The organism is Kitasatospora sp. NPDC059146, from assembly GCF_042786665.1.
Lineage (GTDB): Bacteria > Actinomycetota > Actinomycetes > Streptomycetales > Streptomycetaceae > Kitasatospora.
This window is the reverse complement of record NZ_JBHZCY010000087.1, coordinates 26,148-40,714: the sequence shown is the minus strand read 5'-3', so window position 1 is coordinate 40,714 and position 14,567 is coordinate 26,148. Positions and strand designations below refer to the sequence as shown.

Here is a 14,567-nt window from a genome sequence, read left to right as displayed (position 1 = left end):
ACGGGGGCAAGCTGACCACCTACGACGTGACCGCGCACAGCTGCGTGCCCGGCTGGATCACCGCGACGCAAGCCGGCCCGCCGGGACCGGACGGCACCGTCCGCTACGTCGTGGGCAGCAACGCGGTGACCCTCACCCCGAAGGGCCGTGACCGGCTGGTCGACCGCGAGGAGGGCGGGGTCGGCACCAAGGACCTGTACCGGCTCCCCGCCCTGCCGGCCCTGTGCACCACCCCGGCACCGAACGACCCGCTCGCGGTCTTCGACCGGTTCTGGGAGGACTTCGAGGAGAACTACCCCTTCTTCGCGGCCAAGGGGATCGACTGGCACGCCGTCCGGGAGGAGCAGCGGCGACGGATCACGCCGACGACGACCACCGACCAGTTGCAGGAGGTGTTCGTCGACATGCTGCGGCCGCTCGGCGACGCCCACACCGGGCTGGCCCGGATCGTCGACGGGCAGCCGACCGGGGTGTTCGGCGGACGGCGGCCCGGCTCGACGGTGCGCACCAAGGAGCTGACCACCCGGGCCGGGGAGGCCGTCGCCGCCCAGCTCACCGGGCCGGAGCAGCTCTTCGCCGCCGGGAAGCTCGGCGTGGGCCGGCTTCCCGACGACGTCGGCTACCTGCGGGTGGGCAGCTTCGACGGCTACACCGGCGGCGACTACCGCAGCCAGGTCGCCGAGCTGGACAGGGCGCTGGACGCCCTGCTCGCCGACCCGGACGGGCTCACCGGGCTGGTGCTCGACGTCCGGCTGAACGGCGGCGGCTCGGACGCGCTCGGGCTGCACATCGCCGCCCGGCTCACCGACCGCCCGTACCTCGCCTACCGGAAGGTGGCGCGGAACGACCCGGCCGACACGACGAAGTTCACCCGGCCCGTACCCGTCCCCGTGGAGCCCTCGGACGGCGAGCACTTCACCGGGCCGGTGGCTCTGCTCACCTCCTCGATCTCGGCCAGCGCGGCGGAGACCTTCACCCAGGCGCTGATGGGCCGCTCCCCGCACGTGACCCGGATCGGCGAGAACACCCAGGGCGTCTACTCGGACGTCCTGATCAAGCCGCTCTCGCCGGACTTCGCGGTCGTCCTGCCGAACGAGAAGTACCTCACCCGAAGTGGCAGCACCTTCGACGGCCCGGGCATCGCGCCGGACCTCCGGACCCCGGTGTACAGCCCCGAGGAGCTGGCCGCGCTCAAGGACTCCGCCCTGAGCACGGCCCGCCGGGTGCTCGCCGAGGATGCCCGGGGCGACCAGGGCCCCCTGCGGCAGCGGTAGCAGGAGCCGCTACATCGGATCCACCGCCCTCAGTTCGCCGTCCAGCTCCAGCCACCTGGTCAGGCCCAGGCCGCGCAGGAAGGGCAGGTCGTGGCTGACCACGATCAGCGCGCCCCGGTAGGCGGCCAGCGCCTGGGTGAGCTGGTGGACGCTGGCGAGGTCCAGGTTGTTGGTCGGCTCGTCGAGCAGCAGCAGCTGCGGCGGCGGGTCGGCCAGCAGCAGGGCGGCCAGCGTCGCCCGGAAGCGTTCGCCGCCGGACAGCGTGCCGACCGGCTGCTCGGCCCGGGCGCCCCGGAACAGGAAGCGGGCCAGCCGGGCGCGGATCGCGTTGTCCCCGGCGGCGGGGGCGAACCGCTTGACGTTCTCCACGACGGTGAGTGCGTCGTCCAGCAGGTCGAGCCGCTGCGGCAGGTGGCGCAGCCCCTCCGGGGTGGTGATCTGCCCCTCCAGCGGGGAGAGTTCGCCCGCGATGGTGCGCAGCAGCGTGGTCTTGCCGGAGCCGTTGCGCCCGACCAGGGCGATCCGTTCGGGGCCGCGCAGGTCGAGGTCGACGGTGGCGCCGAAGGGCAGCCGGACCTTCTGCAGGGTGAGCACGGTGCGCCCGGCCGGCACCTCGGTGCGCGGCAGGTCGATCCGGATCTCGGCGTCGTCGCGCACCGCCTCCTCGGCGGCGGTCAGCCGCGCCCTGGCCTCCTCCAGGCGTTCGGCGTGCATGCCGGTGAGCCGGCCGGCCGTCTCCTGGCCCTTGCGTTTGAGCATCCCGGCGAAGATGTGCGGGTCGTTGCGGGTGACCGCGCGCTTCTTGCCGTAGCTGGCGCTGCGGTCCAGCCTGGTGCGGGCTTCGGCCAAGTCCCGCTTCTGGCGCTGGACGTCGGCCTCGGCGTTGCGCAGCAGCCGCTCGGCCGTCTCCTGCTGGGCGGCGAGGGTGCGCTCGTAGTCGTCGTAGTTGCCGCCGTACCACGTCACCCCGCCGTCCCGGAGGTCGGCGATCTGGTCGACGTGCCGGAGCAGTTCGCGGTCGTGGCTGACGATCACCATGGCGCCCTGCCAGCCGGCCACCGTCTCGTAGAGCCGCTCGCGGGCGGCCCGGTCGAGGTTGTTGGTGGGCTCGTCCAGCAGCAGCACGTCGGGGCGGCTCAGCAGCAGGGCGGCCAGTCGCAGCAACACCGCCTCGCCGCCGGAGAGTTCGCCGGTGGTGCGGTCGAGGCCGAGGCGGCGCAGGCCGAGCTTGTCGAGGGTGGCGCGGGCGCGCTCCTCGACGTCCCAGTCGTCGCCGACGGCGTCGAAGTGCCGCTGGTCGGTGTCGCCCGACTCGATGGCGTGCAGGGCCTCGCGGGCGGCCCGGATGCCGAGCGCCTCGTCGACCCGCAGGCCGGTGTCGAGGGTGAGGCCCTGCGGCAGGTGGCCGAGTTCGCCCTCGACCCGGACGGTGCCGCCGGTGGGGGTGAGTTCGCCGGCGATCAGCCGCAGCAGGGTCGACTTGCCGGCCCCGTTGAGGCCGATGAGTCCGGTGCGGCCGGGGCCGACGGCGAGGTGGAAGCCGTCCAGGACGGACTTGCCGTCGGGCCACTCGAACGCGAGGTCGGTGCAGAGGACGGCGGTGGTGGGTTGTGCCATGCAAGGCCTCCCGGGTGGTTGCTGAAGGGGTGACGAGCAACACGGGGAGACACCGCGGGTGCGGAACCGGGACGGCCGGAGGACAGGACGGCGCGATGACGCGCCACGGGCCGTGACTGAGGTCGCACACTCGCACACCACGCGGCAAGGGCCACAGCTACAGCTATGACTACGGCTGCGACTGCGACTGCGGCGACAACTGCGGCCGTCAGAACGACAGCGGCAGCGGGGCCTGCGTGGCGGGGGCGGTGTCCCGGGACCTCAGTAGAGCAACGGCCTTCTCCTTGTCTGGCGGATGACGCGAACCACGCTAGGCACGTCGGCGAACGGTCGCAACCGGTTTTCCGGACCGCCCGCGCGCCGGGCCGAACGCGGCCCCGTGCCGATCCGGTGCCGATCCGGTGACGGCCTCGTACCGGCCGGGGGCGCCTGTAAGGAGTTCCTTATCCGCATGGCAGACTCCTCACCTGCCATACCTGCGGCCCCGGTCGGCCGCACCCGAGGACCGGGCCGTATGGCGGTAGTCAACAGGGGGATTTGAAATCATGTCACCGATATCCAGGCCGAGCCGTGCCGTCCTCGGCGCCACCGTCGCCGCGCTCACCATGGTGGTCGCCAGCGGCTGCGGCCCGGACAACAGCGACCCGGCCGGCGCCCAGACCTCCGCGCCGTCGGTCGCGGCCAGTGCCTCCGGGAAGCCGGGCGCGGCTCCGATCAAGCTGCCGACGGTCGAAGAGCTGAAGACCTGGAAGCTCGACGACTGGGACAAGTGGGCCCAGGCCAACGTGATCACCCCGGCGGCCAAGGGCTACTGGACCCTGCAGAAGCTGCTGAACGCCAAGCCGAAGCCGCTGCCGCAGGCGCCGGCCCAGCCCACCGGGCAGCCGACCGCCCAGCCGACGAGCGCGGCCCCGGCCCAGCCCACCGCCGCCCAGCCGCCGACCGGCCCGGACCAGCTGCCCCCGGTCGTCGCCGCCAAGCCCGTGGCGCACCCCTTCCCGAAGAACATGCACGTCAACGGCAAGATCTTCTTCAAGGACGGCAACGAGGACTACGTCTGCTCCGGCACCGTCGTCTCCGACCCGGCCAACCCGGGCAAGAGCAACCTGGTGTGGACCGCGAGCCACTGCCTGCACGGCGGCAAGGGCAACAAGTACTACACCGACATCACCTTCGCCCCCGCCTTCAACAGCAACGGCGTGCTGAGCAACGGCAACAAGCAGAAGTCCAAGCTGGACGACGCCGAGCCGTACGGCGAGTGGGGCGCGACCGCCGGCATGGTCTCCCCGCAGTGGACCCAGGAGGCCGACCCGGAGAAGGGCGGCCCGTGGAGCCAGTACGACTTCGGCATCATCAAGGTCACCAACCCCGACCCGAGCGGCAAGTCGCTGGAGGAGACCGTCGGCGGCTCCGTGCCGCTGTGGTTCAACGCCCCGCGCGACCAGCTCGCCTCCGTCGCCAACTACGGCTTCCCGGAGGGCAAGCCCTTCGACGGCGTCGAGCTGGAGCACTGCGACGGCGGCAAGCCGGCCGCGAAGCCCGGTGACCCGAGCCGCCCGGCGATGCTGATGATCGGCTGCAACATGACCGGCGGCAGCAGCGGCGGCGGCTGGTACACCACCAAGGACGGCAAGCCGGCCCTGGTCAGCGACACCTCCGTCGGCAACGGCGCCAACACCTACGAGGCGGGCCCCTACCTGGAGGACGTCGCGGCGCACATGTTCGACTACTTCTCCAAGAAGGCCAAGTGATCGGCGGCTGAGACCCCCCCGGGCCCCGGGCGGGCCCGCGACGGCGGGAAGCCAGCCGCGGCCCCGCCGCCTTTTCCGGCTCGGGGCCCGGTCCTCCTACAATCGGCTCCATCATGAGCGCGACACTCGTAGTCAAGGACCTCGCCGCCGGCCACGGCGAACGCACCCTCTTCACCGGCCTGGACCTGGTCGTCGCCCCCGGCGACGTGATCGGCCTGGTCGGCGTGAACGGCGCCGGCAAGTCGACCCTGCTGCGGCTGCTGGCCGGGCTGGACACCCCCGAGGGCGGGTCGCTGCGGCTCAGCCCGGCGAGCGCCAACGTCGGCCACCTGCCGCAGGAGCCGGAGCGGCGCGAGGGCGAGTCGGTGCGCGGCTTCCTGGCCCGGCGCACCGGCGTGGCGGCCGCCCAGGCCGAGCTGGACGAGGCCACCGAGGGCCTGGTCGAGGGCCGCCCCGGCGCCGACGACGCCTACGCGGCGAGCCTGGACCGCTGGCTGGACCTCGGCGGCGCCGACCTGGACGAGCGGGCCGAGGAGGTGGCCGACTCGCTCGGCCTCAAGGTCTCCCTCGACCTGCCGATGACGGCGCTCTCCGGCGGCCAGGCCGCCCGCGCGGGCCTGGCCTCGCTGCTGCTCTCCCGCTACGACGTGTTCCTGCTGGACGAGCCCACCAACGACCTCGACCTGGACGGCCTGGAGCGGCTGGAGGCCTTCGTCAAGGGCCTGCGCGCCGGCACCGTGCTGATCAGCCACGACCGCGAGTTCCTGGCCCGCACCGTGACCAAGGTGCTGGAGCTGGACCTGCACCAGCAGCAGGTCAACCTGTACGGCGGCGGCTACGAGGCGTACCTGGAGGAGCGGGCGGTGGCCCGCCGGCACGCCCGCGAGGAGTACGAGGACTACGCCGACACCAAGTCCTCGCTGGAGGCCCGGGCGCAGATGCAGCGCAACTGGATGGAGCACGGGGTCCGCAACGCCCGCCGCAAGGGCGGCGACAACGACAAGAACGCCAAGGCGAAGCGCACCGAGTCCACCGAGAAGCAGGCCTCCAAGGCCCGGCAGACCCAGCGGATGATCGAGCGGCTGGACGTGGTCGAGGAGCCGCGCAAGGAGTGGGAGCTGCGGATGGAGATCGCCACCGCGCCGCGCTCCGGCTCGGTGGTGGCCACCCTGCGGGCGGCCGTCGCCCAGCGCGGCGACTTCGCCTTCGGCCCGGTGGACCTGCAGATCGACTGGGCCGACCGGGTCGCGATCACCGGGGCCAACGGCGCGGGCAAGTCCACCCTGCTGGCGGCCCTGCTCGGCCGGCTCGCACTCGACTCCGGCAGTGCCGTGCTGGGCTCCGGCGTGGTGGTCGGCGAGGTCGACCAGGCGCGCGGGCTCTTCCTCGGGGGCGAGCCGCTGGCGGACGCCTTCGCGGCCGCCGTGCCGGAGCTCACCGAGGAGGAGGTGCGCACCCTGCTGGCCAAGTTCGGCCTCAAGGCGGTGCACGTGCTGCGCCCGGCGGGCACCCTCTCCCCCGGCGAGCGCACCCGGGCCGCGCTGGCGCTGCTGCAGGCCCGCGGGGTCAACCTGCTGGTGCTGGACGAGCCCACCAACCACCTGGACCTGCCCGCGATCGAGCAGCTGGAGTCCGCGCTCGGCTCGTACACCGGCACCCTGCTGCTGGTCACCCACGACCGGCGGATGCTGGACACGGTGGCGGTGAACCGGCGGATCGAGGTCCGGGGCGGCCGGGTGCACGAGCTCTAGGCTCCTTCGAGACACGGACGGCCGCCCCGGGAATTGGTCTCTACCTCTTCCCGGAGCGGCCGTCATGTGCTGTGCTGTCGGCCATGGTTGACAGCGCAGTGGCAGGGACGCCCCACCCGACCGTCCCGCTCACCCCGATGACGGTGCCGGCCCACCAGGCCGAGGCCCGCAGCAAGGCATTCCACGACGTGATGGCGCAGCGCCGGACCGTCCGCGACTACTCCACCGAACCGATCCCGGACGGGGTGGTCGAGTGGGCCGTCCGCACCGCGAGCACCGCGCCCAGCGGCGCCCACGTCCAGCCCTGGCGGTTCGTGGTGATCACCGACCCGGAGCGCAAGCGGCTGCTGCGCGAGGCGGCCGAGGCGGAGGAGCGCGAGTTCTACGGCCACCGGGCGTCCGAGGAGTGGCTGGCCGCGCTGGCGCCGATCGGCACCGACTGGCACAAGCCGTTCCTGGAGGACGCGCCGGCCGTGATCGTGGTCTTCGAGGTGCACAAGGGCCCCGACTCGCCGCGCCCGTACTACACCAAGGAGTCGGTGGGGATCGCGGTCGGACTGCTGCTGGCCTCGCTGCACCAGGCCGGGCTGGCCACACTGACCCACACGCCGAGCCCGATGCGGTTCCTCAACGAGGTGTGCGGGCGCCCGGCGGAGGAGCGGGCCGCGTACGTGATCCCGGTCGGCTACCCCGCCGAGGGGGCGCGGGTGCCGGACCTGCGGCGCAAGGAGCTGGACGAGGTGATGGTCCGGCTCTGACGCGCCGGAGGCCGCCTCCTCCCGCCCCTCTCCCGCTCCCGCCCGCCCCCGCCGGTCGGCGGGACGGGATGCGCCCCCGTCCGGATGTGGCAGGTCCGGGCCAAGGACATAATCGCCGCCATGAGCCCCGCACTGCCGCAGTCCTGCGAGCCCGTCCGGGCGGCACCCGAGGTGACCACCGGGCGGCCGCCCGAACTGCTGCGGCTGCCCGGCGGCCTCTGCCTGCACCGCCGCCGCAGCGCCCACGCACCCGCGCTGCACCGGGCGGTCCGGGCCAACCTGGAGCACCTGCGGCCCTGGCTGGACTGGGCGGCCGAGGTCCCCACCCGGGCCCGGACCGCCGAACGGACCCGGGCCGGCACCGCCGCCTGGGAGGCCGGGACGGACTTCATGTACCTCGCCGACCTGGACGAGGCCCCCGGCCGGGTGGTCGCCGCCCTCGGGCTGCACGCGCGGCTCGGCCCGGGCGCGCTGGAGATCGGCTACTGGGTCGCGGCCCGGCACGTCGGCCGCGGCATCGCCACCGCCGCGGCCGGGGCGCTGACCCAGGCCGCGCTGGCGCTGCCCGGGATCGCCCGGGTGGAGATCCGCTGCGACCGGGCGAACACCGCCAGCGCGGCCGTCCCGCGCAAGCTCGGCTACCGGCTGGACCGGGTCGCCGAGGCCGCCGTCCGGGCCCCGGGCGAGACCGGACGGCAGCTGGTCTGGGTCATGGAGCGGTGACGGCCCGGGCCCTCGGGGCGGGCGACGCCCGGGGCGCTCAGTAGCGCCCGCCCTCCGGGGCCGGCAGCGCGTCCAGCTCGGCCAGGTCGGCCGCCGAGAGCTCGACCGCGGCCGCGCCCACGTTGTCCTCCAGGTAGCGCGGCGTCTTGGTGCCCGGGATCGGGAGGACGTACCGGCCCTGCGCCAGCACCCAGGCCAGCGCGACCCGCGCCGGGGTGGTGCCGAGCCGCTCGGCGATCTCCCGGACCCTGCCGACCAGCGCCAGGTTGGCCTTGAGCGCGTCCTGCTGGAAGCGCGGCAGGCGGCGGCGGAGGTCGTCCTCGGGCAGCTCGTCGAAGGAGGAGATGCTGCCGGTCAGGAAGCCCCGGCCGAGCGGCGAGAAGGGCAGGAAGGCGATGCCCTGCTCCTCGGTGTACGGCAGCACCGCGGCCAGCACGTCCCTGGTCCACAGCGACAGCTCGGACTGCACGGAGGCCACCGGGTGCACCGCCTGGGCGCGCCGGATCTCCTCGACGCCGACCTCGGAGAGCCCGATCCGGCGGGCCTTTCCGGCCCGGACGGCCTCGGCGAGCGCGCCCCAGGTCTCCTCGATCGGGACGGCCGGGTCGACCCGGTGCAGCTGGTACAGGTCGACGTGGTCGGTGCCGAGCCGGCGCAGGCTGTCGTCGATCGAGCGGCGCACGTGCTCGGGCCGGCCGTCGCGCACGTTCGGGCCGCCGCCGCCCGGGACGATGCCCACCTTGGTGGCGAGGAAGGCGCGTTCGCGGTGCGGGCCGGCCAGGGCGGCGCCGACCACCTCCTCGTTGCTGTACGGGCCGTAGACGTCGGCGGTGTCGATCAGGGTGACGCCGAGGTCCAGGGCCTGGTGGATGACCCGGACGGACCTCTCGTCGTCCCGGCTCCGGACGTCGTAGGCGTGGGTCATCCCCATGCAGCCGAGGCCGATCACGCCGACCTCCGGGCCGCCGCTGCCGAAGAAGGCGCTGCGCATGACGGTGCTCCGTTCTGTGGTTCCGCTCTGTGGTTCCGCTGAGCCGAAGTGGATCAACGCCGCCAGCTTCCCCCTTGGAGTGCACTCGAGGTCAAGCCTTCCGAGGTCAACCCCCGCCTCCGGTACGGTCATCGGACCGCCGTGCGGCGCGAACGGGGCGCGCGCCTCCGGTTTCACCACCGGGCTCCCGCACCCGGCCGTCGGCCCGGGCGTTCGCCCCCGGACGGTCCGCCCGGGCCCGGCGGACGTCCGCCCCGCCAAACCGGCGCGCGGGGGCCCGGTCGCGGGATCATCGCGCCACCTGGCGCCGCCGGTCCGGTCTTGGCACGGCTCGCCGCGACGGTCGAGGCTCGGTCCGCGGCCGGTCGACCCGGCCCGCCGCCACGGAGGCGACCGAAGACGTCGCCCGCCTCGGGGAGGAACCCATGTCGCTCTCGCGCACCCGCACCGCCGCCCTCGCCCTCACCCTCGCCGCCGCCACCGCGCTGACCACCGCCGGCCTCGCCACCCCGGCCCAGGCGGCCGGCCACCGCGCGCTCAGCCGCTTCGACGACGGCAGCTTCGAGTCCCCCAAGATCGCGCCGAACACCTTCACCGAGCCGGTGGCCGGCCAGAGCATCGGCCCGTGGCTGGTCACCAGCGGCAGCGTCGACCTGATCGGCGCCGGGTTCTGGCAGGCCGCCGAGGGCGACCAGTCGGTGGACCTCAACGGTGCCGACAGCGGCGCCATCGCCCAGACCTTCACCACGATCCCCGGCGCCACCTACTCGGTGAGCTACGCACTGGCCGGCAACCCCGGCGGCGGGCCCGCCCTGCGGACCGGCCGAGTGCTGATCGACGGACAGGACTTCCAGGACTTCTCCTTCGACGTCACCGGCAAGACCCGCGCCGCCATGGGCTACGTCGGACGGCAGTTCAGCTTCGTCGCGTACAACTCCTCGACCACGCTGACCTTCGAGAGCACCGTGCGGGGCGCCTTCGGGCCGGTGCTCGACGACGTCCAGGTGAAGGAGTGCAAGCCCTGCTGCGGCGGCTGACCGGCTGACGGGCCGTCACGGGCCGACCCGCCCTCCTTAAACCCTCCCTAAAACCTGCTCTCGGAAGGCTCCCGAACCCCGGGAAGTGCTTGACGTGCACAGCTGGTCTAGTCCAGTTTGATCCTCAGCACCGCGCTCCTCCCGCACCGGAACAGCCCCCATGCTGCCGCCCGCCCCGCGTCTCCCCCCTTCGCGGCGCGGGCGGCCCCACGCTCCGAGAGGCACCCCCATGCCCAGCGCGCCCCAGCACGCCCCCACCCGCCGCCGCCCCGCCGGCCGGACCACCCTGCTGAGCCTCGCCGCCGCCACCGCGCTCGCGGCCGGCGGCCTCGCCGCCCTCGCCGGGAACGCCGGCGCCGCGGACGCGAACCTGCTCGCCAACGGCGGCTTCGAGAGCGGCACGCTCGCCCCGTGGAGCTGTTCCGCCGGCACCGGAAGCATCGTCACCTCCGGCGCCCACAGCGGAACCGACGCCCTCAAGGGGGCGGTGAGCGCGAGCGACACCGCGCAGTGCGGCCAGACCGTGAGCGTCCAGCCCAACACCACCTACACCCTGAGCGCCTGGGTGCAGGGCCAGTACGTCTACCTCGGCGCCACCGGCAGCGGCGTCACCGACCCCGCCGTGTGGACCCCGGGCGGCGCCAACTGGCAGCAGCTGTCCGCCAGTTTCACCACCGGACCGAGCACCACCAGCGTCAACGTCTACCTGCACGGCTGGTACGGGCAGGGCGCCTACCTCGCCGACGACGTCACCCTCACCGGCCCCGGTGGCGGCGGACCGACCACTCCCCCGACCACCCCGCCGACCTCCACCCCGACCGGCGGCCCGACCACCCCGCCGCCGAACGTCGCCCTCCCCGTCGCCCCGTACATCGACATGGGCGCCTGGCCCACCCCGTCCATGCCCGACATGGCCAAGGCCGGCGGCGTCAAGGGCTACACCATGGGCTTCGTCACCGGCGTCGGCTGCAAGGCCAGCTGGTTCAACGCCTACGACCCGCGCACCGGTTGGGCCAAGGACCAGGTCGACGCGCTGCGCGCGGCCGGCGGCGACGTCAGGCTCTCCTTCGGCGGCGCCAGCGGCACCGAACTCGCCGCCGCCTGCACCTCGGTGGACTCGCTGTTCAACGAGTACGACGCGGTCGTCAACGCCTACAACCTGCGCTACGTCGACTACGACATCGAGGGCGCGGCGATCGCCGACACCGCCTCCAACGACCGCCGCTCCGCCGCGCTCGCCAAGCTCCAGCAGGCCCACCCCGGCCTCAAGGTCTCGCTCACCCTGCCCGTCCTGCCCGAGGGCCTGACCAGCGACGGCGTCGCCATCGTCAAGTCCGCCCGGGACGCCGGGGTCAACCTGGACCTGGTGAACATCATGGCGATGGACTACTACCGCTCCGGCAGCGACTACGGCAACGCCGCCGTCCAGGCCGCGCAGGCGACCTTCGGCCAGCTCAAGGCGCTCTACCCGGCGAAGACCGACGCCCAGCTGTGGGCCATGGTCGGGGTCACCCCGATGATCGGCGAGAACGACGACCACCAGATCTACAACCAGGCCGCCGCCCAGCAGTTGACGACCTTCGCCCAGCAGAACCACCTCGGCCTGCTCGCCTTCTGGGACGCCACCCGGGACGCCAACGCCTGCACCGGCTCGCTGGCCAAGTGCACCAACATCACCCAGCAGCCGTACGAGTTCGCGAAGATCTTCAGCAAGTACACGGGCTGACGCCACGACCCCGCGGGGCGCCGACGGGCCAGGGGGCCGTCGGCGCCTCTGTGCGTCACGGCCGGGCCGACACTCTCGGGCGGCACGGACAGCTCGGGCAGCTCGGGTAGCTCGGGTGGCACGGGCGGCTCGGGCAGCCGGAAGAAATTGGCATCTCATCGTCCCGGACCGTCAACTACAGTCCCTCCCACCTGTACGGAACGAGGGGGCGGACATGACGGTCCGGGACGACCACCACCAGCTGATCACCACCACCACGACCAGCGACGCCGCGTGTGCGGCGGGCCTCACCCCCGAGGAACTCAGCGCGTTCAGCGTCACCCTGGGCCGGCTGCGCGGCCTCCCCCCGCACGACCGCACCCGGCTGGTCGCCGAGCGCCAGCTCAGCTCCTTCGTGATGGAGAGCCGCAAGCGCCGCCGCCAGGAGGCCAAGGACGCCGTCCGGCAGGCCGACGCCGCACTGCTCGCCGCCACCGCGACCGGCGCCCGGCAGCGCCGCGAGGACACAGCGCTCGCCACGGCTCCGGGAGGGCCGGTCGGCGAACTGGTCGTCGCGCGCAAGTGCTACGTCTGCAAGCAGGCGTACCGGCAGGTCGACGGCTTCTACCACATGCTGTGCCCGGACTGCGCGGCCGACAACACCGCCCGCCGCGGCCTCTCCACCGACCTGCGCGGGCGCCGGGCGCTGCTCACCGGCGGACGGGTGAAGATCGGCTTCCAGCTCGCGCTGATGCTGCTGCGGGACGGCGCCGAGCTGACCGTCACCAGCCGCTTCCCACAGGACACCGTCCGCCGCTTCCGCGCCGCCGAGGGCAGCGCGCAGTGGTGGGAGCGGCTGACCGTGGTCGGCATCGACCTCCGTGACCCGCGCCAAGTCCTGGGCCTGACCGAGCAGTTGCGCGCCGAGGGCCGACCGCTGGACATCCTGGTCAACAACGCCGCGCAGACCCTGCGCCGCCCCCCGGAGTCCTACGCCCTGCTGGCGGCGGGCGAGGCCGCGGCCCTGCCGGGCGCCGACCGCCGGGCCGTCACCCACGCCCCCGGCTTCCGGCCGTCCGCCGTCGCGGCCCAACTCCCTTCCGGGGCGGGCTCCCTGCTGGACCTCACCGACGAGGCCGGGCTGCTGCCCGACCTGGCACCGGCCAACTCCTGGTCCGCCACGCTCGGTTCGCTCGACCCGGCGGAGCTGCTGGAGACCCAGCTGGTCAACTCGCTGGCCCCGGCCCTGCTCTGCGACCGGCTGCTGCCGCTGCTGCTGGCCTCCCCGCACCCCGCCCGCTACATCGTCAACGTCACGGCGGTGGAGGGCCGGTTCGCCGTCCGCAACAAGACCGCGCGCCACCCGCACACCAACATGGCCAAGGCCGCGCTCAACATGCTCACCCGCACCAGCGCCGCCGAACTCGCCCCACGGGGCGTGCACATGTGCGCCGTCGACACCGGCTGGATCACCGACGAGAACCCGGCGCCGGCGAAGACCCGGATCGCCGCCCGGGGCTTCCGCACCCCGCTGGACATCGTGGACGGCGCGGCCCGGGTGTACGACCCGATCGTGCGCGGCGAGGCGGGCCACCCGGTGTCGGGAGTGTTCCTCAAGGACTACCGGGTCGCGGAGTGGTGACGGCCCGCGGGCGGTGACGGCTCAGGTGTCGTAGCAGCCGTCCCACGGCGCGTGGAAGCCGAGGCCGTCGGGGCGGAGCTCGACCCAGGGCCCTTCCTCCTCGCCCTCCTCGTCGTCCTCGTCGGCTTCCTCCTCGTCGAGGAGGAGCCCGAAGAGCACGCCGTCGACCTCCACGGAGAACTGCGCGATCGCGATGTCCCCGTACGCGCGCTCGGGCAGGGCGTCCAGCCACTCGTCCAGCAGCCGACGGGCCTCCGCCGCCGTGCCGACGGCCCGGATGCTCGACTCCAGGTGCTGCCCCGCCGGGTCGAAACGGTGCAGCACCGCGTACGGTCGGCCCTCGGCCACGACGGCCGAGGCCAGGAACTGGCCGCCCTGCCAGCGGCCGATGGTGTCCGTGCGCCAGTCCGGCTCGCGCCGGATCGGGATCAGTGCGGGTACGTTCATGCTCGAACCCTAGGCCCGACCTGCGAGGACGGCCCGCCCGGGGTGCTCCCGGGCGGGCCGTCGCGCCGTACAGCGGTCAGCGGTCAGCGGCCGGTCGGCAGGTTGGCCCCACCGGTGCAGTCGAGCACCACGCCGGTGACGAAGGTGTTGGCGGCGAACATCTGGATCGCCCGGGCGACGTCCTCGGGGCGGCCGACCCGGCCGACCGGGGTGGTGGCGGCCAGGCCATCGAAGAGCGCGGTGCGCTGCTCGGCGGGGACGCGGTCCCACCACGGGGTGTCGATGACGCCGGGCGAGACGGCGTTGACCCGCAGCGGGGCGAGTTCGACGGCCAGCGGCGGGACCATCGCCTCCAGGGCGCCGTTGATGGCGGCCAGTCCGGCGGTGCCGGGGATGGCGGCGCGGGCCGAGGCGGCGGTGATCAGGGTGACCGAGCCGTCCTCGCGCAGGTGCGGCAGGGCGGTCTGGAGGACGCGCACCTGCGGCCAGAACTTGGCGTCGAAGCCGTGGGCGAGGTCGGCGAGGTCGAGTTGGGCGAAGGGGCCGCTGCCGGCCGCGCCGCTGACCGCGACGACCAGGTGGTCGACGGTGCCGGCGCCGGTGAAGAAGGCGGCGAGGGCGGCCGGGTCGGTCGCGTCCAGCTGTGCGCCCTCGGTCTTTCCGCCGATCCGGGCGACGGCGGCGTCCAGCTTCGCGCGGTCGCGGCCGGTGATCACGACCTCGGCGCCGTCGGCCGCGAAGGCGGTCGCGGTCGCCTCGCCGATGCCCGAGCTGCCGCCCATGACGACGACGCGCTGTCCGGTGAAGAGGTTCGATGCAGTGCTCATGGTTCTGGCCCTTCCGGCTTGATCAGGAACTTGTCGAGACCATC

General features: G+C 73.7%; 12 protein-coding genes. 8 read left to right on the top strand and 4 right to left on the bottom strand.

What is annotated here, in order from left to right; genetic code table 11:
* Positions 1–1,274 (top strand): S41 family peptidase (locus ACFXPX_RS29950; protein WP_380644085.1); only part of this gene is annotated, 1,274 nt, incomplete at its 5' end.
* 9 nt (positions 1,275–1,283) lie between these two features.
* On the opposite strand, the gene ACFXPX_RS29945 is transcribed toward ACFXPX_RS29950, so the two are convergent.
* Positions 1,284–2,891, bottom strand: coding sequence for an ABC-F family ATP-binding cassette domain-containing protein (locus ACFXPX_RS29945; RefSeq protein WP_375891158.1), 1,608 nt, complete (start codon positions 2,889–2,891; stop codon positions 1,284–1,286).
* A 545-nt stretch (positions 2,892–3,436) separates the two neighbouring features.
* Between ACFXPX_RS29945 and ACFXPX_RS29940 the strand changes: the two genes are divergently transcribed.
* The 4 genes from ACFXPX_RS29940 to ACFXPX_RS29925 all read left to right on the top strand — a co-directional run bounded on the left by ACFXPX_RS29940 (position 3,437) and on the right by ACFXPX_RS29925 (position 7,874).
* Complete coding sequence (locus tag ACFXPX_RS29940; RefSeq protein ID WP_380523578.1) at positions 3,437–4,642, top strand: trypsin-like serine peptidase; 1,206 nt, start codon at positions 3,437–3,439, stop codon at positions 4,640–4,642.
* Between the two features lie 113 nt (positions 4,643–4,755).
* Entirely contained in the window at positions 4,756–6,393 is a 1,638-nt protein-coding gene (locus ACFXPX_RS29935) for an ABC-F family ATP-binding cassette domain-containing protein (RefSeq protein ID WP_375891155.1), read from the top strand.
* 83 nt (positions 6,394–6,476) lie between these two features.
* Positions 6,477–7,151, top strand: coding sequence for a nitroreductase family protein (locus ACFXPX_RS29930; protein WP_375891153.1), 675 nt, complete (start codon positions 6,477–6,479; stop codon positions 7,149–7,151).
* A 120-nt stretch (positions 7,152–7,271) separates the two neighbouring features.
* On the top strand, positions 7,272–7,874 hold the full coding sequence (locus ACFXPX_RS29925; protein ID WP_380644084.1) for a GNAT family N-acetyltransferase: 603 nt from the start codon (positions 7,272–7,274) through the stop codon (positions 7,872–7,874).
* A 37-nt stretch (positions 7,875–7,911) separates the two neighbouring features.
* Here the strand turns inward: ACFXPX_RS29925 and ACFXPX_RS29920 are convergent, their stop codons facing one another.
* Positions 7,912–8,865, bottom strand: coding sequence for an aldo/keto reductase (locus tag ACFXPX_RS29920; RefSeq protein ID WP_380644083.1), 954 nt, complete (start codon positions 8,863–8,865; stop codon positions 7,912–7,914).
* A gap of 425 nt (positions 8,866–9,290) precedes the next feature.
* On the opposite strand from ACFXPX_RS29920, the gene ACFXPX_RS29915 reads away from it, so the two are divergent.
* From ACFXPX_RS29915 to ACFXPX_RS29905, 3 genes are all read left to right on the top strand, one after another.
* Positions 9,291–9,902 carry a choice-of-anchor C family protein gene (locus ACFXPX_RS29915; protein ID WP_380644082.1) on the top strand — a complete coding sequence of 204 codons (612 nt, stop codon included), beginning with the start codon at positions 9,291–9,293 and terminating at the stop codon, positions 9,900–9,902.
* Between the two features lie 229 nt (positions 9,903–10,131).
* Complete coding sequence (locus ACFXPX_RS29910) at positions 10,132–11,628, top strand: carbohydrate binding domain-containing protein (protein WP_380523589.1); 1,497 nt, start codon at positions 10,132–10,134, stop codon at positions 11,626–11,628.
* Between the two features lie 214 nt (positions 11,629–11,842).
* A complete protein-coding gene (locus ACFXPX_RS29905) occupies positions 11,843–13,249 on the top strand; it encodes an SDR family NAD(P)-dependent oxidoreductase (protein ID WP_380644081.1) in 1,407 nt (468 codons plus the stop codon).
* A 21-nt stretch (positions 13,250–13,270) separates the two neighbouring features.
* On the opposite strand, the gene ACFXPX_RS29900 is transcribed toward ACFXPX_RS29905, so the two are convergent.
* Positions 13,271–13,696 carry a hypothetical protein gene (locus ACFXPX_RS29900; protein WP_375891143.1) on the bottom strand — a complete coding sequence of 142 codons (426 nt, stop codon included), beginning with the start codon at positions 13,694–13,696 and terminating at the stop codon, positions 13,271–13,273.
* 83 nt (positions 13,697–13,779) lie between these two features.
* A complete protein-coding gene (locus ACFXPX_RS29895; protein ID WP_380644080.1) occupies positions 13,780–14,523 on the bottom strand; it encodes an SDR family oxidoreductase in 744 nt (247 codons plus the stop codon).
* Between the last annotated feature and the right edge of the window lie 44 nt (positions 14,524–14,567).

Excerpts from the sequence above, each read along its gene's own strand:
- ACFXPX_RS29905 (WP_380644081.1), top strand. The coding sequence starts at position 11,843 with ATGACGGTCCGGGACGACCACCACCAGCTGATCACCACCACCACGACC.
- ACFXPX_RS29915 (WP_380644082.1), top strand. The coding sequence starts at position 9,291 with ATGTCGCTCTCGCGCACCCGCACCGCCGCCCTCGCCCTCACCCTCGCC.
- ACFXPX_RS29925 (WP_380644084.1), top strand. The coding sequence starts at position 7,272 with ATGAGCCCCGCACTGCCGCAGTCCTGCGAGCCCGTCCGGGCGGCACCC.
- ACFXPX_RS29940 (WP_380523578.1), top strand. The coding sequence starts at position 3,437 with ATGTCACCGATATCCAGGCCGAGCCGTGCCGTCCTCGGCGCCACCGTC.
- ACFXPX_RS29895 (WP_380644080.1), bottom strand. The coding sequence starts at position 14,523 with ATGAGCACTGCATCGAACCTCTTCACCGGACAGCGCGTCGTCGTCATG.
- ACFXPX_RS29910 (WP_380523589.1), top strand. The coding sequence starts at position 10,132 with ATGCCCAGCGCGCCCCAGCACGCCCCCACCCGCCGCCGCCCCGCCGGC.
- ACFXPX_RS29945 (WP_375891158.1), bottom strand. The coding sequence starts at position 2,891 with ATGGCACAACCCACCACCGCCGTCCTCTGCACCGACCTCGCGTTCGAG.
- ACFXPX_RS29930 (WP_375891153.1), top strand. The coding sequence starts at position 6,477 with ATGGTTGACAGCGCAGTGGCAGGGACGCCCCACCCGACCGTCCCGCTC.
- ACFXPX_RS29920 (WP_380644083.1), bottom strand. The coding sequence starts at position 8,865 with ATGCGCAGCGCCTTCTTCGGCAGCGGCGGCCCGGAGGTCGGCGTGATC.
- ACFXPX_RS29900 (WP_375891143.1), bottom strand. The coding sequence starts at position 13,696 with ATGAACGTACCCGCACTGATCCCGATCCGGCGCGAGCCGGACTGGCGC.
- ACFXPX_RS29935 (WP_375891155.1), top strand. The coding sequence starts at position 4,756 with ATGAGCGCGACACTCGTAGTCAAGGACCTCGCCGCCGGCCACGGCGAA.